General features: G+C 61.3%; 15 protein-coding genes. 11 read left to right on the top strand and 4 right to left on the bottom strand.

The features are described 5' to 3' along the window. Positions 1-136 precede the first annotated feature (136 nt). Entirely contained in the window at positions 137-1,708 is a 1,572-nt protein-coding gene (locus tag METH_RS14855; RefSeq protein ID WP_024091297.1) for an alkaline phosphatase family protein, read from the top strand. An 89-nt stretch (positions 1,709-1,797) separates the two neighbouring features. On the opposite strand, the gene METH_RS22740 is transcribed toward METH_RS14855, so the two are convergent. Together METH_RS22740 and METH_RS14845 are read right to left on the bottom strand one after the other, a co-directional pair. Then, positions 1,798-4,449, bottom strand: a complete 2,652-nt coding sequence (locus tag METH_RS22740) for a M10 family metallopeptidase (protein ID WP_024091296.1) — start codon at positions 4,447-4,449, stop codon at positions 1,798-1,800. Between the two features lie 27 nt (positions 4,450-4,476). Then, positions 4,477-4,881 carry a hypothetical protein gene (locus tag METH_RS14845; RefSeq protein ID WP_024091295.1) on the bottom strand — a complete coding sequence of 135 codons (405 nt, stop codon included), beginning with the start codon at positions 4,879-4,881 and terminating at the stop codon, positions 4,477-4,479. A 286-nt stretch (positions 4,882-5,167) separates the two neighbouring features. Between METH_RS14845 and METH_RS14840 the strand changes: the two genes are divergently transcribed. From METH_RS14840 to METH_RS14825, 4 genes are all read left to right on the top strand, one after another. Next, on the top strand, positions 5,168-6,070 hold the full coding sequence (locus tag METH_RS14840; RefSeq protein ID WP_024091294.1) for a metal ABC transporter substrate-binding protein: 903 nt from the start codon (positions 5,168-5,170) through the stop codon (positions 6,068-6,070). Between the two features lie 96 nt (positions 6,071-6,166). After that, the gene (locus METH_RS14835) at positions 6,167-7,072 is read left to right on the top strand and encodes a manganese/iron ABC transporter ATP-binding protein (RefSeq protein ID WP_024091293.1); all 906 of its coding nucleotides are present in this window, start codon (positions 6,167-6,169) and stop codon (positions 7,070-7,072) included. Continuing rightward, positions 7,069-7,950 (top strand): metal ABC transporter permease, encoded by an 882-nt coding sequence (locus METH_RS14830; RefSeq protein WP_024091292.1) that lies wholly within the window; start codon positions 7,069-7,071, stop codon positions 7,948-7,950. Before METH_RS14835 ends, METH_RS14830 begins: the two co-directional genes overlap by 4 nt. After that, complete coding sequence (locus tag METH_RS14825) at positions 7,950-8,810, top strand: metal ABC transporter permease (protein ID WP_024091291.1); 861 nt, start codon at positions 7,950-7,952, stop codon at positions 8,808-8,810. Before METH_RS14830 ends, METH_RS14825 begins: the two co-directional genes overlap by 1 nt. A gap of 1 nt (position 8,811) precedes the next feature. On the opposite strand, the gene METH_RS14820 is transcribed toward METH_RS14825, so the two are convergent. After that, positions 8,812-9,726 carry a LysR substrate-binding domain-containing protein gene (locus METH_RS14820; protein ID WP_024091290.1) on the bottom strand — a complete coding sequence of 305 codons (915 nt, stop codon included), beginning with the start codon at positions 9,724-9,726 and terminating at the stop codon, positions 8,812-8,814. Positions 9,727-9,821: 95 nt separating this feature from the next. Between METH_RS14820 and METH_RS14815 the strand changes: the two genes are divergently transcribed. The 3 genes from METH_RS14815 to METH_RS14805 all read left to right on the top strand — a co-directional run bounded on the left by METH_RS14815 (position 9,822) and on the right by METH_RS14805 (position 14,898). Continuing rightward, positions 9,822-11,342, top strand: coding sequence for a trimethylamine methyltransferase family protein (locus tag METH_RS14815; RefSeq protein ID WP_024091289.1), 1,521 nt, complete (start codon positions 9,822-9,824; stop codon positions 11,340-11,342). A 75-nt stretch (positions 11,343-11,417) separates the two neighbouring features. After that, the gene (locus METH_RS14810) at positions 11,418-13,892 is read left to right on the top strand and encodes a GcvT family protein (protein ID WP_197538802.1); all 2,475 of its coding nucleotides are present in this window, start codon (positions 11,418-11,420) and stop codon (positions 13,890-13,892) included. A 22-nt stretch (positions 13,893-13,914) separates the two neighbouring features. Further along, positions 13,915-14,898: a GlxA family transcriptional regulator gene (locus METH_RS14805; protein WP_024091287.1), complete on the top strand. Its 984-nt coding sequence runs from the start codon at positions 13,915-13,917 to the stop codon at positions 14,896-14,898. Between the two features lie 69 nt (positions 14,899-14,967). Here the strand turns inward: METH_RS14805 and METH_RS14800 are convergent, their stop codons facing one another. Continuing rightward, positions 14,968-15,441: a nuclear transport factor 2 family protein gene (locus METH_RS14800; protein ID WP_024091286.1), complete on the bottom strand. Its 474-nt coding sequence runs from the start codon at positions 15,439-15,441 to the stop codon at positions 14,968-14,970. A 589-nt stretch (positions 15,442-16,030) separates the two neighbouring features. Here METH_RS14800 and METH_RS14795 point away from each other — a divergent pair. From METH_RS14795 to METH_RS14785, 3 genes are all read left to right on the top strand, one after another. Further along, positions 16,031-17,593: an ABC transporter substrate-binding protein gene (locus tag METH_RS14795; protein WP_024091285.1), complete on the top strand. Its 1,563-nt coding sequence runs from the start codon at positions 16,031-16,033 to the stop codon at positions 17,591-17,593. Between the two features lie 145 nt (positions 17,594-17,738). Then, the gene (locus METH_RS14790; protein WP_024091284.1) at positions 17,739-18,719 is read left to right on the top strand and encodes an ABC transporter permease; all 981 of its coding nucleotides are present in this window, start codon (positions 17,739-17,741) and stop codon (positions 18,717-18,719) included. Then, positions 18,716-19,666 carry an ABC transporter permease gene (locus METH_RS14785; RefSeq protein ID WP_044008444.1) on the top strand — a complete coding sequence of 317 codons (951 nt, stop codon included), beginning with the start codon at positions 18,716-18,718 and terminating at the stop codon, positions 19,664-19,666. The genes METH_RS14790 and METH_RS14785 overlap by 4 nt, the downstream gene beginning before the upstream one ends. Position 19,667 lies beyond the last annotated feature (1 nt).

Below are 19,667 nucleotides of genomic sequence, written 5' to 3'. Positions count from 1 at the left end.
ATTGTCCGGGATTTGTCAGCTGACAATTTTGGGTCTGAGCCGTTTTTCAGTGCAGCGCAAAATGCGCTTGTAATCCCTGTGCAGATCGCCGCAGATTGCCAGTCGAAATCTGTCTTGTGCCTGCAAGGATGCCCGGATGCCTGCCACCCGCCCCAAGACCCGCCCCGCAAACCGGAATGTCCTGTTCATCATCATTGATCAGCTGCGGGCGGATTGCGTGTTCGGCGCGCTGGCCAGGCATGTGGAGCTGCCGAACATCCGCGCCTTCATGAAGGATGCGGTGTCGTTCAAACGGCATTTCTCGGTGACCAACCCTTGCGGCCCGTCGCGCGCCTCGATCCTGACCGGGCAGTATGCGATGAACCACCGGTCGGTCCGCAATGGCACGCCTCTGCGCCACGACACGCCGAACATTGCCACCGAGATGCGCAAGGCCGGCTATATGCCGATGCTGTTCGGCTATACCGATACCTCGCAGGATCCGCGCGCCTTTGACGCCAATGATCCGGTGCTGCGGACCTATGAATTCCCGATGAACGGCTTTCATGAGATGACCGAGATGCGGATGGAGATGTCCTATCCGTGGCAGTCGCACCTGATGAACCGCGGCTACGAATTCGAAAATTACTGGGACGTCTACAAACCGGTTTCGCCCGATGGCGGCGCGCCGAAATTGAATGATCCGGCGCTTTATGCGGCGGAGGACAGCGATACCGCGTTCCTCACCAATTCCTTCCTGGGCAAGATGACTGCCTATCACAAGGAAAGCTGGTTTGCCCATCTGACCTATATCCGGCCGCACCCGCCGCTGGTGGCGCCGGCGCCCTATAACACGATGTATGATCCCGCCAGCCTGCCGCTGCCGGAGCGTCTGGACACCCCTGAGGCTGAGTGCAGCCAGCATCCCTTCTTTGATCCGCTGCTGCGCAACAGCGCTATCGCGGGCTTTGTTGAGGGGTTCCCGGATCTGGAACCGACGGATGACAATATCCGCACCCTGCGCGCGCTCTACCTGGGGCTGGCGAGCGAGGTGGACCACCATGTCGGGCGGGTGATCCGGTTCCTCAAGGACACCGGCCAGTATGACAACACCATGGTGGTGATCACGGCAGATCATGGCGAGATGCTGGGCGACCGGCATTCCTGGGGCAAGATGACGGTCTATGACGCCGCCTATCACACACCGCTGATCATCCGGATGCCGGGTAATGAGGACAATGCCGGCGCCTGCCTCAGCCGGATCACCGAATCCATCGATGTGACGCCGACAATTCTCGATTGGGCCGGGCAGGAGATCCCGAACTCGATGGACGGGCGGTCGCTGCTGCCGTTGTTGCAGGGAGAGGACCCGCAGGACTGGCGCCAGTATTCCTTCTCGGAGCTGGATTTCTCGGAGCCGCTGAAGCCGACACTGTGGCAGCAGGCGCTGGGCACCTCTCCAAGCGACAGCTGTCTGGGGATCCTGCGCGATGCGCGGTTCACGCTGGTCGAGTTTGCCGCTGAGCTGCCGCCGATGCTGTTTGACAGCGAAGGGCAGGGGGAGCTGGAGAATGTTGCCGGGCAGCCGGCATATGCCGCTGATCTGAACCGGCTGACGCGGATGATGCTGCGGCACCGGATGAAAAACATGGATCACACGCTGTCGCTGATGTCGATCACCCCGGATGGCGTGCGCAGCGTGTCCCGGGGTCCAGGGCAGAGATCCTGACCGCAGCCTGCTGCAGCTCGCAAAGCATGACGTAAGGTGCCCCGGAACCCAGACGGAAGACCGGGCGCTGCCTGACTTAAGTTTTGTGCTTAGACGAACCAGTCGTCGGTCAAGCTATCACTCGGCTTGACCTCTATCAGATAGGCGATTTGAAACGCATCTTCACCGCCTTCGCCATCGGCGTCATACTCCAGCCAGCCCGCTCGGCTGTCGCTGAGGCTCAGCTTGCCGCTGGACAGGGCGTCGGCAAGGTTGGTGCCCAAGTCCAGAAGCAGCCCGTCGATGTCGAGGGCATCTCCATCGCTCAGTTTGAAATCGCCGATGGTATCCCCTGCGTCCTCGGCCGCGGCAAAGACAAACACATCGGCATCCCTGCCGCCCTTGAGGTAGTCCGCCCCTGCACCGCCTTCCAGCCGGTCCAGACCGGAGCCACCAACGAGCGTGTCAATTCCGGCGCCGCCCGATATTTCATCGTCTTTCGAACCGCCTTTGATCTTGTCGCTGCCGTCGCCGCCGCTGAGGCTGTCGTCCCCTTTGCCGCCATCCAGTTTGTCGTCCCCGGCACCGGCCAACAGCGTATCGTTCCCTCTGCCGCCATTGATCTGGTCCATGCCGCTGCCGCTGCTGAGCATATCATTGCCCTCGCCGCCATTAGCCCTGTTGTTGCCGTCACCAGCCGAGAGCGTGTCATCCCCCATGCCGCCTTTCAGATTGTCCGCCCCGGAATCGCTGGTGATCAGGTCGTTCCCGTTACCGCCATACAGCTTATTGGTGCCATCACCGGCGTATATCGTGTCATTGCCATCGCCGCCTGACATTTTGTCATTGCCGCTGCCGCCGGTAATGGCGTCATCACCTTCGCCGCCGGCGATCCGGTTCTTGCCATCGCCGCCGTTCAGATTGTCATTGCCGAGGCCGCCATAAATCCGGTCTGCGCCGGCATTGGCCGTGACAGTGTCATCGCCGTCTTCACCGGACAGGAAGTTTCTCCCGCGGCCGCCATGGAGCGTGTCATTCCCGCCACCGCCGTCCAGCGTGTCATTGCCGCCGCGCCCCGTCAGAAAATCGTTGCCGTTACGGCCTTCGATCAGATTTGCAAGGCTGTTGCCGTAGCCCTTATCTGACCCGCTGCCGAGAATGGCGTTCTCAATCTCGGAGCCGTCACTGATTGTCAGGCTCCTTGAGTCGATTTTGCCGGCTGCCCCGCTTGCCAGGCTGACTGTCGAGGTCCGGGTGACTGCACTAAGGTCCAGCGTGTCAATGCCGCCATTCGTGTCAGTGACGGTTCCAAGCTGCTGGGTCCATTGCGTCACGAAGGTGTCGTCGAAGACATAGGTGTTTTCAATGGTTTCCGGGGTTGGGTCCGGGTCGGGTGTCGGGTCCGGATCAGGTGTGGGGTCCGGTGCCGGCCCCGGGGTTGCGGAGGTGTTGATGATCTCTGCCGGGCTGGCATCCTCGGTCACGCCGGCAAGAAAAACCAAAAGGGTATTGCTGCCACCGTGAGAAATCTTCAGCCATGATCCGCCGCTGCCAGCCTGCAGCGTAACGACGCCGTCGCCTGCTGGATCATCTCCTCCATAGCCAATTGCTTGCAGCAGTTGCGCGATGCTGATCCTGTCGCCTGCTGCCAGATCAAAATCAGCAATGGAATCGCCGGCTTCGCTGAGGCTGGTGTATACGAACCGGTCCGCGCCGCTGCCGCCGGTTAGGAAGTCTGCGCCGGCGCCGCCGATCAAGGTATCGTTGCCGTTACCGCCCTCAATCTGGTCATTTCCGGCGCCGCTTTCCAGCTGGTTGTCCGCCGCGTTGCCTGTGATATGGTCGAGACCCGATCCGGTGACCGCGTTTTCGATCACGGTGCCGCGGGCAATGGCGAAATTGCCGGTCTTTCCGTTCAGGCTGGAAAAGATTTCCTCATTCAGATTCAGTGTCTGATTGTAGTTGCGCGAGCCCAGGTCGATCATGTCGATACCGCCGGTATCGACAATCGCCACGCCGAAGCCGCCGTCCAGATCCATGCCGTAGCGGCCGGTGGTTTGACCGTCGCCATAAGTGGTGTTGCCCGTCTCGATGTTCACCGGCGTGCCGTAGAGATGGTGAACCGCTGCGATGTCAGCAAGCTGAGCGGTTGCGAGATAGGCAAATGAGGCGTCCACTGCTGTATTTTCGGCTTGACTGAAATAGGACATGATCGACATTTGCCAGCTGTCATTGGCAAAATGCGCGTCCGAGCCGTAGCTGGCGCTGCCGTTGTAATTGCCGGTATGGCCCAGGCCGAGGGCGTGGCCGATCTCATGGATGTAAGTTTGCAGGTAGTAATTGCCGTACTGGGCCCATGCATCGTCGATATTGATGCTGGAGCTCAGAATTGTGCCATTGCTGACCGAGGAGCTGGCATAGGCCCCGGACCTGTTATCGTCAAAGGTGATCTTGGCGCTGCCGCTGGTTTCGGCGAATTCTATCCCGGTGAGCGCCGTCCAGCTTTCCAGCGCCTTGCGTGCGGTATCTTTGCCGGTTCCATTCAGCCCGCTGAGGTTCACAGTGAGCTGACCGCCGGTTTCCACATCAAAGGACCGTTCTGTACGGCCAGTCGACTGCCAGTATCCTTTGTAAAGATATTCCGCCACCTGATCTACGGTATAGGCGGGTTTGCTGCCGGCCGACTGGCCTGCTGAGCCTGAGCCGCTGCTGTCGGTGCTTTCGGGAATTCTGTGATTGGCTTGACCGCAATATTCACACATGTCCGTGTTCCATCCTGGATCTTTGAATTACAAAGGGAGTTCAGTGTGCTGGAGCAATTGGCCGGCAAAGTCCGAGAGATCGTCTGCAGTCAGCGGCCCATCCATGACCGACTGTTCGATGACAGGGCCTTGGCCGCTGCGGCCGTCGCTGTGCTGCCAGGCCAGGCTGCCGGAGACCCAATCAGCCGCCTGGCTCTGTTCGACGAAACGCAGGGTCAGGTCTGCGCCGGCCTGCTGGCGGTCTGCAGCGGTAATCGCGGCATCAGGGAATGTCTTCTGCAAGCCGTTGGCCAGCGCTTCGCAGAGCGGCAGCTGCAGAGACCCGCTGCATTGCAGCTGAACAATCCGCAACGGGCTGCCGGACACCGCAGTGCCAGTGATCAGCAGCTGGATTGCGCTGGAACAGCTGGAAAGATCTCCAGGTGACGTCATGGGGAATGTGCTCGCTCAGAAGGTCGAAGGATTAGGTTCAGGTTCAGTCCCGCGCCGTTCTGGCTGCAACTTCAGGTTTAGTTGGTGATTGGGGCGAAATGGCGGTTGCGATCCGGGCAACATTAAGACGTCATTAACCTCTGTTAACCATTTGAAAAGGAAATGATGACAGCGCAGCTCTGTCTTCTGCCGGCACTGTTATTGCAAATCATTCTCAATTTCATTGACAGTTGAGAATGATTTGCAATAACGATGCATCACAGACATCTTCAAAACGGAGAATCGGATGTTCCCGAACTTGCTCAAGACAGTTTCCGCCGCCGCTTTTGCGGCCGTTGCTGCCAGCGCTGCCATGGCTGAAGACAAGATGAAGGTGGTCACAACCTTTACCGTTCTGGCAGATATGGCGGCCAATGTGGCGGGGGATGCCGCCGAGGTGGTCTCGGTCACCAAGCCCGGCGCCGAGATCCACGGCTATGAACCGACCCCGCGTGACATCGTGCGGGCGTCCGGCGCGGACTTGATTCTGTGGAACGGCATGAACCTTGAGCTTTGGTTCGAGCAGTTTTTGTCCAACATGAAGGATGTGCCGTCGGTGACGCTGACCGATGGTATTGATCCGATCCCGATCGGGGCCGGCTCTTATGAAGGCAAGCCCAACCCGCATGCCTGGATGGGGCTGGATAACGCGCTCATCTATATCGACAACATTGTCGAAGCCTTCGCCGAGCACGACCCGGAGAACGCCGCGGTCTATGTCAAGAACGCAGGCGAATACAAAGACAGGCTGCGCGCCACGATCGAACCGCTGCGCCGCGCCATTGCCGAAATCCCGGAGGACAAGCGCTGGCTGGTGACCTGCGAAGGCGCCTTCAGCTATCTGGCGCGCGATTTCGGCATGAAGGAGCTGTATCTGTGGCCGATGAATGCCGATCAGGTCGGCACCCCGCAGCAGGTGCGCGCCGTGATCGACGGGGTGCGCGCCAATGATATCCCGGTGGTATTCTGCGAGAGCACCGTCAACACCGCTCCGGCAGAGCAGGTGGCCCGTGAAACCGGCGTGGCCTATGGCGGCGAGCTTTATGTCGACTCGCTTAGCGAAGCGGACGGTCCGGTGCCCACCTATCTGGACCTGCTCAGGGTCACGTCCCAAACCGTGGCACGCGGTCTGGCCGAGGTCACTAACTGAGCCTTTCAATGAATTTGCTTTCGCCCCGCAGCACGTGCTGCGGGGCGTTTCATTTCACAAAGCACATATTCTGTGTGTAACTCTGCAGGACAGCCCATGCTTGATGCCAGTGAGACCCACATTATGAACGCCAGCGCCACGCCCGCAGTTGACGGGATCGCCGCCAAGAACGTCACGGTGACCTACCGCAACGGCCATACGGCCCTGTGGGATGCCAGCTTTTCCATTCCCCGCGGCACCGTTGCGGCGCTGGTCGGGGTGAACGGGGCCGGCAAGTCGACTCTGTTCAAGGCGATCATGGGGTTTGTGCCGGCCGCACAGGGCGAAATCCGCATCCTCGGCATGACGGTCAAAGAGGCGCTGCGCAAGAATCTGGTCGCCTATGTGCCGCAGTCCGAGGAGGTCGATTGGGCCTTCCCGGTGCTGGTCGAGGATGTGGTGATGATGGGGCGTTACGGCCACATGGGGTTCCTGCGCCGCCCCAAGGCGGCAGATCACGAGGCCGTCGAGCAGGCGCTGCACCGGGTCAACATGCAGGACTTCCGCAACCGCCAGATCGGCGAGCTGTCCGGTGGCCAGCGCAAACGGGTGTTCCTGGCACGTGCTTTGGCCCAAGACGGGCAGGTGATCCTGCTGGACGAGCCCTTTACCGGGGTGGATGTGAAGACCGAAGAGCAGATCATCGCGCTATTGCGGGAGCTGCGGGCCGAGGGCCGCGTAATGCTGGTTTCCACCCACAATCTGGGCAGCGTGCCTGAGTTCTGCGACCGCACCGTGCTGGTCAAGGGTACCGTGCTGGGGTTCGGCCCGACCGAGACCACCTTTACCCGCGCCAACCTGGAACACGCCTTTGGCGGGGTGCTGCGCCATTTCACCCTGGGCGGCCAAGCGCTGCATGACGACGGCGACACCCGCGAGGTCACCATCCTGACCGACGATGAGCGTCCCTTTGTTCAATACGGTGAAAAGACCCAGACCAGCGAGAGCCGGGAACAGGAATGATGGAATACCTGCTGGAGCCGTTCTCCTATGGCTACATGACCAATGCGATGTGGGTCTCGGCGCTGGTCGGCGGGGTCTGCGCCTTCCTGTCGGCCTATCTGATGCTCAAGGGCTGGTCGCTGATCGGCGATGCACTGTCCCACTCTGTGGTGCCCGGTGTGGCGGGGGCCTACATTCTGGGCCTGCCGTTTGCGCTGGGCGCGTTTATTGCCGGCGGGCTGGCGGCGGGGGCGATGCTGTTCCTGTCGGAACGCTCCGGCCTGAAGGTGGATGTGATCATCGGGCTGATCTTCACCTCCTTCTTCGGCCTTGGGCTGTTCATTGTCTCGATCAGCCCGATGTCGGTCTCAGTCCAGACCATCACGATGGGCAATATCCTGGCGATCACGCCCGAGGACACGCTGCAGCTGGCAATCATCGGCTTTGTCTCGCTGGCGGTTCTGCTGGCCAAGTGGAAAGACCTGATGGTCACCTTCTTTGACGAAAACCACGCCCGCACCATCGGGCTCAGGCCCGGACTGCTGAAGGCGGTGTTTTTCGTGCTGCTGTCGGCCGCCGTCGTGGCGGCGATGCAGACAGTGGGGGCGTTTCTGGTGATTGCCATGGTGGTGACGCCGGGTGCGACCGCCTATCTGCTTTGCGACCGGTTTCCGCGGCTGATCGTGGTGTCGGTGCTGATCGGTGCCCTCACCAGCTTCTTTGGCGCCTACGCCAGTTACTTTCTGGACGGTGCCACCGGCGGCATCATCGTGACCCTGCAGACGCTGATCTTTCTGATGGTCTTTGTCTTTGCTCCGAAACACGGGTTGCTGGCCGCCAAACGCAAGGCGCGCGAGGCGTTGAAGCGCGGTCCCGCCGCACAAGAGGGAGCTGTGTGATGGATCTCGATACTTTACTGATGCCGTTCCAGTTCGCGTTCATGCAGAACGCCTTTCTGATCTCGCTGATCGTGTCCATCCCCACTGCGCTGCTTTCGTGCTTTCTGGTGATGAAAGGCTGGGCGCTGATGGGCGATGCGGTCAGCCATGCGGTGCTGCCCGGTATCGTGCTGGCCTATATCGCAGGGCTGCCGCTGATCCTGGGCGCCTTTGCTGCAGGCATGCTGTGTGCGGTTGCCACCGGCTATCTGTCCGGCAACAGCCGGGTGAAACAGGACACGGTGATGGGTGTGGTCTTCTCCGGCATGTTCGGCCTCGGTATCGTGCTCTATGTCTCGGTTGAGACCAACGCCCATCTGGACCACATCCTGTTCGGCAACATGCTGGGCGTGGAGCCGAATGAGCTGTGGACCGCGGGCATCATCTCCCTGGGGGTCGCTGTCGCGCTGGTCTTGAAATGGAAAGATCTTGTGCTGCACAGTTTTGACCCCGCTCAGGCGCAAGCCTCCGGCCTGCCGGTGACAGTGCTGCACTACGGGCTGCTGGCGGCCTTGTCGCTGACGATTGTGGCCACCCTGTCCGCAGCGGGGCTGATCCTGGCGATTGGATTGCTGATTGCGCCTGGCGCCATCGCCTTTCTGGTGGTGCGCAAGTTCAGCACCATGCTGTGGGTGTCTGTCCTGATCTGCATGTTTTCGATGCTGGCGGGCACCTATGCCAGCTTCTTCCTCGACAGTGCGCCGGCGCCGACCATCGTGCTGATCCTGACGCTGCTGTTCATCCTAGCGTTTGTGCGGCGGCTGCATGTGACCCGCCGCACCTCGATGCAGCGGGTCAAGGATACCTCAGGGATCGTGTGAGTCAGGCGGTTCCGGGCTTGGCAACCTCCAACAGCCACTGGCGAACCAGTTCGGCGTCGGGGACCAGGTCCTGGTTCTTGGACCAAACCAGGTAGAAACCGGCGCCGGTTGACCAGGTCCACTCTTTGCGCGCTGCCAGCAGCCCCTGTTTGATCAAGGGGGCGGTCACGTGCTGCCAGCCGAAGGCAAAGCCCTCGCCGGCAATGGCCGCCTGCAGCACCAAGGCATAATCATTGAGCCGCAGACCCGCCGCCGGCAGGCGCCCGGTGACACCGAAGTGGGCAAACCATTGCTTCCAGCTGGGGCGTTCGCGGATCGGTTCCTCCAGGTGAATGAGGCGCTCGTGCAGCAGGTTGGGAACGGTTGCCAGGTTGACCGCCGAGGCCATCACCCGCGGGCTGGCCACTGGATAGATCACCTCGGGTGCGATCAGGGCGGAATGGCAGTCCGGCCAGTTTCCATGCCCGCGCCGCACCGCCAGCGAGATGCCTTCGGTATTGATATCCGGCTCCCGGTCCGAGCTTTGCAGGCGCAGGTCGATATCGGGATGCGCGTCATGCAGCTGGGTCAGTCTTGGCATCACCCAGTAATATGCAAATGCAGAGGAGCAGTTGAGCGTGACATGGTCGTTTCGCCCGAACTGCCGGACCGCTTTGGTGGAGGACAGGATATCCTCCAGCGCCTTGGAGACATCTGTATAAAGCCGCATTCCCGCCCCGGTCAGCTCCACTTTGCGGTGGCTGCGGCGGAACAGAACCACCCCCAGTGACGCTTCCATCTGCTTGATCGCGGCACTGACGGCCGGCTGCTGCACGTTCAGCTCTTCCGACGCACGGGTAAAGGAGCCGTGCCTTGCGGCGGCCTCAAAAACGATCAGGTGGCGGGGGCTGGTAAGGAGCTTCCACAGTTCTTGCATAACCCTCAATTATCCAAACGATCAGATTTTTCAACCGTCACAAATGCCGGCCTCAGGCTTAGTGTGGTTCATCACTTGAGATTTTGGAGAGCCCCATGGCCCGACGCGCCCGCGCATCCCGCGATAGAAACACCGCTCCGGCGGGTGCCCCCGCATCGCCGTTCATCCAGCGCAGGCTGCCGTTCTTTGATGTGCTGGACGAGGAGAAACTGGTCAAGCTGGAGGCCCAGGTCGATTGGATTTTTGAGGACATCGGCATCGCTTTCCGCGATGACCCCGAGGCGTTGAGAATCTGGAGAGAGGCCGGTGCGCGCATTGACGGCGACATTGTGCGGGCGGATGCGCAGTGGATCCGCGCCCTGTGCGCGAAGGCACCGTGCGAATTTACCCAGCTGGCCCGCAACCGCGAACGGTCGGTGACCATCGGCGGCAACAATCAGGTGTTCGCCCCGATCTATGGCGCGCCGTTTGTGCGCGATCTGAAGGGCGGGCGCCGCTATGGCGACATGGAGAGCTTTGAGAAGCTGGTGAAGCTCACCTATATGCATCCGAACCTGCATCACGGCGGCTTTGTTATCTGCGAGCCTTGCGACGTGCCGGTGAGCAAGCGCCATTTCGACATGCTGTTCGCCCATATGACCCTCAGCGACAAACCGCATCTGGGCGCCATCACCGAGATGTCCCGCGCGCAGGACAGTGTCGATATGGCCGAGATCGTCTTTGGCAAGGAGGTCATGGACAACAACTGCGTGATCATGGGCAATGTGAACACCAACTCGCCGCTGCTGGTGGATAAGGTGGTGACCGAAGCGGTGCGCACCTATTCCGCCCGCGGGCAGGGCATGATCGTGGTGCCGTTCATCCTGACCGGCGCGATGGGGCCGGTCTCGACTGCGGCGTCGGTTGCCCAGGCCATGGCCGAGGCGATGATGGTCTGCGCCTTCACCCAGCTGGTGCGTCCGGGTGCGCCGTTTGTGCTGGGGAATTTCCTGTCGTCGATGTCGCTGAAATCCGGCGCGCCGACCTTTGGCATGCCGGAGCCGGTGGTGTCGAACTATGCCATCGGCCAGCTGGCCCGGCGTGCAGGCCTGCCGCTGCGTTGCGGCGGCTCGCTGACCGCGTCGAAGATCGAGGATGCGCAAGCGGCCTATGAGAGTGCCGACTCGATGCATTCCACCATGCTGGCCGGGGCCAATTTTGTGCTGCATTCGGCAGGGTGGATGGAAGGCGGGCTGTGCACCGGGTTCGAGAAGCTGATTATGGATGCGGACCGGCTGGGGTCGTACCAGAAGGTGCTGAGCCATGGGCTGGATACCAGCGACGAGGCCTTTGCCCGCGATGCTTACGCCGAGGTGGAGCCAGGCGGCCATTTCCTTGGCTCAGCCCACACCATGCGCAACTATCAGACCGCGTTCTATGAACCCAAACTCAGCGACAGCGAAAACGTTGAAAGCTGGGAGGAGGGCGGTTCCAAGAACATGCGCCAGCGGGCCTATGAGCGCTGGAACCAGATGCTGAACGAGTATCAGGCGCCGCCGTTGGATGACGCGGTGAAGGAAGAGCTCTCCGGCTATGTCGCCCGCCGCAAAGAAGAAATCCCGGACGCCTGGTACTAACTTGCTGCGCCGGCCCGCCAACCAAAATCTCTCGCGGCCCAGCTGCCGCTTGCCCCAGACCTGAGGACAATACCCATGTCAGACAATTTTGCCCAATCGACGCTCAACATCCACAAGGAAGAAAGCACCGGCGACAAGAAGCTGCCGAGCCACGCCAAGGCGGTGATTATCGGCGGCGGTGTCGTCGGCTGCTCGATCCTGTTCCATTTGGCCAAATTCGGCTGGAAGGATGTGGTGCTCTTGGAGCGGGACGAGCTGACCTCCGGCTCTTCCTGGCACGCGGCGGGGCAGATCCACACGATTTCTTCGGATCCGAACATCTCGCGGCTGCAGTCCTATACCATTGACCTGTATAAGGAGATCGAGGAGCTGTCGGGCCACTCTGTTGGCCTGCATATCACCGGCGGGTTTTATCTGGCGTCGAACAAGACCTGGTACGACTACCTGAAACGGGAGCGGTCCAAGGCGCGGTACATGGGTCTGAACCAGGAGTTTATCAGCCCCAAGGAAGTGGCTGAGCGCCACCCGCTGATCGACCCGAAACATTATCACGCGGCACTGTGGGATGATCAGGACGGTGATCTGGACCCGTCGGGTGCCACCTATGCCTTTGCCAAAGCGGCCAAGGTGCACGGCGCGCAGTATTTCACCCACACGCCTGTGACGGGCACCACCCAGCGCCCCGATGGCAGCTGGGATGTGGTGACCCCGCGCGGTGTGATCAACGCCGAGCATATCGTGAACTGCGGCGGCCTCTGGGCGCGCGAAGTCGGCCACATGCAGGGCGTGAACCTGCCGGTGCAGCCGATGGAGCACCACTATCTGATCACCGACAAGATCGACGCGGTGGCGAACCATCCGACCCGCCTGCCGGCCGGGATCGATTACGAGGCGAACATCTATTTCCGTCAGGAACGGCAGGGGATGCTGCTGGGCACCTATGAACCCAAAGGGACGCCCTGGAAGGTGGATGGCACGCCGTGGGATTTCGGGCATGAGCTGCTGCAACCGGATCTGGACCGGATCGCCGACCGTCTGGAGATGTCGTTCGAGCGGATCCCGGCGATTGGCGAGGCCGGCATCAAGGATATGATCAACGGCCCCTTCACATTCGGCCCCGACGGCAATCCGATGATCGGACCGGTGCCGGGGATGAAGAATTACTGGTGCGCCGTGGGTGTCATGGCCGGCTTCTGCCAGGGCGGCGGTGTCGGCCTGACCATGGCGGAATGGATGATCGACGGCGAGCCCTCGATCGATGTCTGGGCGATGGATGTGGCGCGGTTCGGCGACTTTGCGACCCCCGACTGGGGCACTGTAAAGTCGACCGAGAACTACGAGCGCCGCTTTGTGATGACCTTCCCGAACGAGACGCTGCCGAAGGGCCGGATGCAGAAGACCACGGCGCTTTACGACCGGCTGGTCGCCAAGGGCGCCCGCATGGGCCAGGGCTTTGGCCTGGAAAACGCGCTGTGGTTCGCCGATGGTCCGGAGGACGCGCATGAAGAGCCGACCTTTGAGCGCAACCGGTCGCACGATTATGTGGCGCGCGAGGTCAAGGCCGTTCGCGAAGCCGTTGGCGGCATCGAGGTTGCCAACTTTGCCAAGCATGAGTTCAAGGGCACAGGCGCGCGGGCCTATCTGGACCGGGTGCTGGCGGGTTATGTGCCGAAACCTGGCCGCCTGACGCTGACGCCGATGCTGACGCCCAAGGGTAAGCTCTATGGCGATCTGACCGTGGCCTGCCTGGGAGAAGATCACTTCATGCTGTTCGGCTCGGGTTCGATGCAGGAGGCGCACCGCCGCTGGTTCGAAAAGGACCTGCCTGCGGATGTCACCTATCAGAACGTCTCGGACGACTGGCACGGCATTGCGCTGTCGGGTCCGAAATCGCGGGAGCTGCTGCAGCGGATCACCCGCGAGGATGTCTCGGGCGAGGCGTTCAAATTCCGCGATCTGCGCCAGGCCTTTGCCGGTGGCGTGCCGGTGATCCTGAACCGGATCAGCTTTTCGGGCGAGCTGGGCTATGAGATCTACTGCAAGCCGCAGTACCTGCTGCGCCTCGCAGAAGCGATCGAAGAGGCGGGCGCGGATCTGGGGTACCGCTGGTACGGCGCGCGCGCGCTGATGTCGATGCGGCTGGAGAAAGGCTGGGGTGTCTGGACGCTCGACTTCCGCCCCGATTTCGATGCGGTGGAAAGCGGCATGGATGTCTTCATCAACTGGAAGAAGGATTTTGCGGGCAAGGAGGCCGCGCTGGCCGCCAAGGAGGCCGGACCGGGCCGCAAGCTGGTCACCATGACCATCAATGTGGACGGCATCGACGTCTCGGGCGACGAGGCGATCCTGAAGGATGGCAAAGCGGTCGGCTATATCTCCTCCGGCGGCTATGCGCATCACGCGCAGGCGTCGATGGCGATGGGCTATGTCGCGGCGGAACACGCCGCGGCCGGCACCGGGCTGCAGGTCGAGATCCTGGGCGAGATGTATGACGCCGAAGTTCTGGGTGCGCCGGTCTATGACGCCAGTGGCGCCAACATGCGCGCCTGATCAGCACAGGGGAGCGGATATCATGACCAAACCCATGCGGGCGCTCCCCGAGGCGGTGCAGGCCGTTCCGGCCCGCCGCTGCATCTTCCTGCTGCTGCCAACCTTCTCGCCGTTGGATCTGTCCAGCGCGGTGGCAGCGCTGGAGGCGGCCAACAAACATGACGGGACCACGCGCTATAACTGGCGCGTGGTCAGCGAAGACGGCCTGCCCGTCACCGCCCCGAACGGGCTCGGCGTGGCAGTGGACGGCAGCCTGCCGGACCTGACGCGCGGGGATATGATCTTTGTTTGCGGCGGCCAGGGGCAGGAACCGGGGGGCTCGCTCAAGGTTCTGGGCTGGCTGCGCAAAGCGCAACGCATGGGGGCTGCTCTAGGGGCGCTGGGCGGCGGTGTTCTGGCGCTGGCGCGCTCGGGACTGCTGACGGGGCGCCGGGTTTCGGCCCACTGGGTGCTGCGGGCCGTTCTTGCCGAGGCGCATCCGGACGTGGAAGTGGAAAACTCGCTGTTCACTATGGACGGCAAGCTGATCACCTGCGCCGGCGGCACCGCCACCACCGACATGATGCTGAACCTGATCTCGGATCATCACGGGGCGGCCGTGGCGACGGGAGCGGCGGATCTGATGGTCTGTTCCTCGGCGCGCAAGGGCAATCAGGATCAGACGGTTTCCGAATATGGCCGGACTGGCGTCCGGCATGAAAAACTCGCTGCCGCGCTCAGCCTGATGCGCAGCAACCTGGAGGAGCCGCTGACGCCGGGCGGCATCTCAGATCTGGTTGGCCTGTCGGTGCGCCAGCTGGAGCGGCTTTTCTCCAAGTATCTGCAAACCACACCCAAGGTCTATTACACCAAACTGCGGCTGGGTTATGCGCGCAGCCTGCTATTGCAGACCAATTTGCGGATCATCGATGTGGCGCTGGCGTCCGGCTTCAACAGCCAGACCCACTTCGCCAAAGTCTACCGCCGGTATTTCGGCAAATCACCGCATCAGGAACGGCCGTTTTAACCATCGTTCTTTGCCTTGCCGGGCACGGAGACGTATCCGGCAGGGCATATTCCGGTGTCCCTCTTTCGATCAGAGGCCGAGATCGCTGAGACCTGGGTGATCGGCCGGGCGCGGGCCTTGCGGCCAGTGGAACAGGCGGTCTTCCTGGTTGATTTTCAAGTCGTTGATCGAGGCAAAGCGGTGCGCCATGCGGCCGTCTTCGGCGAACTCCCAATTCTCGTTGCCGTAGGAGCGGTGCCACTGGCCGGATGCATCGTGCCATTCGTAGGCGTAGCGCACGGCAATACGGTTGCCGTCATAGGCCCAGAGCTCCTTGATCAGCCGGTATTCCAGCTCCCGGTCCCATTTGCCGGCCAGGAACGCCTGAACTGCATCGCGGCCCTGGGGGAAATCGGTGCGGTTACGCCATTCGGTGTCCAGAGTGTAGGCTTGCGCGACGGCCTCGGGGTTGCGGCTGTTCCAGCCATCCTCGGCGGCACGGACCTTGGCAATTGCGGTTTCGCGGGTGAAGGGCGGCAGCGGGGGGCGGGGGGCTTCTGTCATGTTTATTTACCGATCTGTCAATGATGCACATTAAGTGTACCGATCGGTCCTGAAATTCAAGGGCTGGGTTTGAAAATTTTTTCAGGGACCAAACAGTGCGGTATCAGTGCCGTGCTCCGAAATAGACCGAAAGACTGGCCATTCATAAACTTGGCAGTCTTCTGGTCTGCTCTAAAAAAGCATGGTCCGCACCCCGTGTTCCGGATGTCTCGCTCCGCGCTCATGCTCCGGTGCCCGAAGCGTGGATCAGAGCAGTTGCGCGCCGATGAGACCCGCCGGTGAGCTCCTGACCGGTTAATCAGTACGCAGCGCTGTCAGCAAATCCGGATCTCTCAAGCCGGGGTGCGCTAGTTCGGGCTGTATATTTCCGGGGTGATATTACCCATGATTCACTGCAAACCGGCCCCGGCAGTATTCGGGCCACCTCCGCCTTCGCCAGAGTGCCGCCCATAAGCGTTTGTAAACGAACACAGATTGCGGTTGCGCATAGCTCCAATGTGCGTGCTGCATACCCTATGCGATTTCGGCATTTCACAGCTGCCGCGCCAGCAGATAGCGTTCACGCCATAATCACAGGGGAGTATGCCTAATGACGAAATTTGTCAGAAGCCTGGCGGCGGCTGCGGTGGTGGCGATGGCACCGGTTGCCTATGCCGAGACCACAGTGCGCGTTGCCTATGACGCCGACCCGGTTTCATTGGATCCGCATGAACAGCTGTCCGGCGGCACGCTGCAGCTGTCGCACATGGTCTTTGACCCGCTGGTGCGCTGGACCCAGGACCTGCAGTTCGAACCGCGGTTGGCTGAAAGCTGGGAGCAGATCGATGGCACCACCATGCGCTTCAAGCTGCGCAGCGGCGTCACCTTCCACAGCGGCAACCCGCTGACGGCGAATGACGTCGACTGGACCTTTGACCGGCTCAAGCAAAGTGACGATTTCAAGGGCATCTTCGCCCCCTTCACCGATGTAGAAGTCGTGGATGACATGACTTTCGACCTCAAGACCTCGGAGCCTTATCCGCTGGTCTTGCACACCGCGACCTACATCTTCCCGATGGACAGCGCCTTTTATTCTGGCACCACCGCCGACGGCAAGGAGAAGGCTGAAGTGGTCAAGCACGGCGACAGCTTTGCCTCGCGCAATGTCTCCGGCACCGGCCCCTTCATTGTCTCCGAGCGTGAGCAGGGCGTGCGCGTGGTGTTCGACCGCTATGCCGATTACTGGGATAGCGAAAGCGGCGGCAATGTCGACAAGATCGTGCTGTCCCCGATCAAGGAAGACCCGACCCGCGTGGCCGCCCTGCTGTCCGGTGACGTGGACTTCATCGCGCCGGTGCCGCCGACCGACCTGAAGCGTGTCGAGGAAGCAGAAGGCGTGGACCTGATCACCATGCCCGGCACCCGGATCATCACTTTCCAGATGAACCAGGAGCGCGTCGAGGCCTTCAAGGACGCCCGCGTCCGCAAGGCGATCGACTATGCCGTGAACAATGCAGGCATCGTTGACCGCATCATGCGCGGCTTCGGCACCGTGGGCGGCCAGGCCAGCCCGTCCGGCTATCTGGGCTACAGCGAGGAGTTCGCACCGCGCTTTGACCTGGAAAAAGCCAAGGCGCTGATGGCCGAGGCAGGCTATGCTGACGGCTTCTCGATCACCATGATGGCGCCGAACAACCGCTATGTGAACGACGACAAGATCGCCCAGGCCGTGGCTTCGATGCTGGCGCAGATCAACATCAAGGTGGACCTGCAGACCATGCCCAAGGCGCAGTACTGGCCGGCGTTCGACGAGCGCGCGGCGGACATGATGATGATCGGCTGGCACGCGGACACTGAAGACTCCGCCAACTTCCACCAGTTCCTGACCGCTTGCCCGGATGATGCAACCGGCAACGGCCAGTATAACTCCGGCAACTATTGCAATGAGGAAGCTGACAAGCTGATGAACGAAGCCAACGCGGAAACCGATCCGGCCAAGCGTGCGGAGCTTCTGCAGAAGCTGGAAGGCATCCTGTACGAAGAGGCGGCCTTCATCCCGCTGCACTGGCAGAACCTGGCTTGGGGGGCCAAGTCCGGCATGAACGCGGCGGAGATCGTGAACGCGCTGAACTTCCCCTACTTCGGTGACCTGGTTGTCGAAACCGGCAGCTGAGCCACTGAAAAGACCCGGGCCGGTCTCCTCCGGCCGGCCCGGGCCGCAGATATAACAAGCGGCCGCCAAGGCTGAATTTGCAGGATCCGCAGTTCCTTGGATATTGCGGCCTGCGCTTTAACCAAACTCTACAAAGGTCAGGAAGATGTTTGCCTATCTCGCCAAGCGAGTGATTCAGGCGATTGCCGTGATGTTCGTCATCTCGCTGATTGCCTTCGCCATCCAGGGCAACCTGGGCGACCCGCTGCGCGAGCTGGTCGGGCAGTCGGTCTCGGAAGAAGTGCGCCAGCAGCTGCGCGATGAGCTGGGGCTGAACGACAGCTTCGTGACGCAATACCTGCGGTTCGCGGGCAATGCGCTGCAGGGCGATCTGGGCACCTCCTATTTCTTCAAGGAGCCGGCGCTGGACGTGATCCTGAAAAAGCTGCCGGCGACGCTGGAGCTGGTGTTCGGCGCGACGCTGATCATCGTCGGCCTGTCGGTGCCGCTGGGCGTCTATACCGCGATCAAGCCCAATTCGATCCTGAGCCGTATCATCATGGGCCTGTCGATCATCGGCATTTCGATTCCGGTGTTCCTGACCGCCATTCTGATGATCTTTGTGTTCTCGGTGGAATTCGGCTGGCTGCCTTCTTACGGGCGCGGCGATACTGTGCAGGTCTGGGGCTATTGGCAGACCAACTTTGCCACGGCTGACGGCTGGCTGCACATCATTCTGCCATCGATCGCCCTGGCCTCGATCATGCTGCCGCTGTTTGTCCGCCTGATCCGGGCCGAGATGATGGAAGTGCTGCAGTCGGAATACGTGAAATACGCCAAGGCCAAGGGTATCAACCCGTGGCGGATCTACTTTGTCCACGCTTTGAAAAACACGCTGCTGCCGGTAATCACCGTGGGCGGCGTGCAGATCGGCACCATGGTGGCCTACACCATCCTGACCGAGACGGTATTCCAGTGGCCGGGCATGGGGTTCATGTTCCTTGAGGCGGTGAACCGGGTCGATACCCCGCTGATCGTGGCCTATCTGATTGTTGTCGGTTTCATCTTTGTGGTCACCAACACCATTGTCGATCTGATCTATGGACTGGTGAACCCGACCGTGAATATTGCGAGGATGGGCGCATGAGCATCGAAACGCTTTCCCCGAAACCCGATCCGTCGCGCTGGGCCAAGGCCTGGAATTCCAACATGGGTTACAGCTTCCGCCGCAATCCGGTGGCGGTGGTCAGCATGATCATCTTCCTGCTGATTGCCGGGGCCGCCTTTCTGGCGCCAGTGATCGCGCCCTATGACCCCTATGATCCGGCGCAGATGGACATCATGAACTCCGAATACCCGCCGGCCTGGGTGAGCGGATCGCTGCCGGAGTTTGTGCTGGGCACCGACGACCAGGGCCGCGATCTGTGGTCCACCATCCTGTATGGCACCCGCCTGTCACTGCTGATCGGCATCTGCGCGGTTGCGCTGCAAGCGTTACTTGGTATCTCCATCGGCCTGATCGCGGGCTATGTCGGCGGCCGCCTGGACAGCCTGCTGATGCGGCTTGCGGACATCCAGCTGTCGTTCTCCACCCTTATGGTGGCGATCATCTTTCTGGCGGTGACCCAGGCGATGTTCGGGACGGACACTTTCAACCGCTATGCGGTGGTGTTCCTGATCGCGGTGATCGGCGTAGCGGAATGGCCGCAATACGCCCGTACAGTGCGTGCCACCGTGCTGGCCGAAAAGAAAAAGGAATATGTCGACAGCGCCCGCGTGCTGGGGTTCGGCCCGATGCGGATCATGGTGCGGCACATCCTGCCGAATTCGCTGTCGCCGATTTTTGTGATCTCCACCGTGCAGGTTGCCAATGCGATCATCTCCGAAGCTTCACTCAGCTTCCTTGGCCTCGGCATGCCGCCGAGCCAGCCGTCGCTGGGCTCGCTGATTTCCTCGGGCTTCGACTACATCTTCTCGGGCAGCTGGTGGATCACTGCCATTCCCGGCGTGGTGCTGGTGGTGCTGGTGCTGGTCATCAATCTTCTGGGCGACTGGATGCGCGACGTCCTGAACCCGAAACTTTACAAGGGGTAAC

Origin of the sequence: Leisingera methylohalidivorans DSM 14336 (genome assembly GCF_000511355.1) — a bacterium.
GTDB lineage: Bacteria > Pseudomonadota > Alphaproteobacteria > Rhodobacterales > Rhodobacteraceae > Leisingera > Leisingera methylohalidivorans.
Note: the sequence above shows the minus strand (reverse complement) of the source record. Positions and strands in the feature narration are given on the sequence as shown.

Bases quoted from the DNA above. Each gene is read 5' to 3' on its own strand.
- METH_RS14855 (WP_024091297.1), top strand. From the start codon at position 137: ATGCCTGCCACCCGCCCCAAGACCCGCCCCGCAAACCGGAATGTCCTG.
- METH_RS22740 (WP_024091296.1), bottom strand. From the start codon at position 4,449: ATGTGTGAATATTGCGGTCAAGCCAATCACAGAATTCCCGAAAGCACC.
- METH_RS14845 (WP_024091295.1), bottom strand. From the start codon at position 4,881: ATGACGTCACCTGGAGATCTTTCCAGCTGTTCCAGCGCAATCCAGCTG.
- METH_RS14840 (WP_024091294.1), top strand. From the start codon at position 5,168: ATGTTCCCGAACTTGCTCAAGACAGTTTCCGCCGCCGCTTTTGCGGCC.
- METH_RS14835 (WP_024091293.1), top strand. From the start codon at position 6,167: ATGCTTGATGCCAGTGAGACCCACATTATGAACGCCAGCGCCACGCCC.
- METH_RS14830 (WP_024091292.1), top strand. From the start codon at position 7,069: ATGATGGAATACCTGCTGGAGCCGTTCTCCTATGGCTACATGACCAAT.
- METH_RS14825 (WP_024091291.1), top strand. From the start codon at position 7,950: ATGGATCTCGATACTTTACTGATGCCGTTCCAGTTCGCGTTCATGCAG.
- METH_RS14820 (WP_024091290.1), bottom strand. From the start codon at position 9,726: ATGCAAGAACTGTGGAAGCTCCTTACCAGCCCCCGCCACCTGATCGTT.
- METH_RS14815 (WP_024091289.1), top strand. From the start codon at position 9,822: ATGGCCCGACGCGCCCGCGCATCCCGCGATAGAAACACCGCTCCGGCG.
- METH_RS14810 (WP_197538802.1), top strand. From the start codon at position 11,418: ATGTCAGACAATTTTGCCCAATCGACGCTCAACATCCACAAGGAAGAA.
- METH_RS14805 (WP_024091287.1), top strand. From the start codon at position 13,915: ATGACCAAACCCATGCGGGCGCTCCCCGAGGCGGTGCAGGCCGTTCCG.
- METH_RS14800 (WP_024091286.1), bottom strand. From the start codon at position 15,441: ATGACAGAAGCCCCCCGCCCCCCGCTGCCGCCCTTCACCCGCGAAACC.
- METH_RS14795 (WP_024091285.1), top strand. From the start codon at position 16,031: ATGACGAAATTTGTCAGAAGCCTGGCGGCGGCTGCGGTGGTGGCGATG.
- METH_RS14790 (WP_024091284.1), top strand. From the start codon at position 17,739: ATGTTTGCCTATCTCGCCAAGCGAGTGATTCAGGCGATTGCCGTGATG.
- METH_RS14785 (WP_044008444.1), top strand. From the start codon at position 18,716: ATGAGCATCGAAACGCTTTCCCCGAAACCCGATCCGTCGCGCTGGGCC.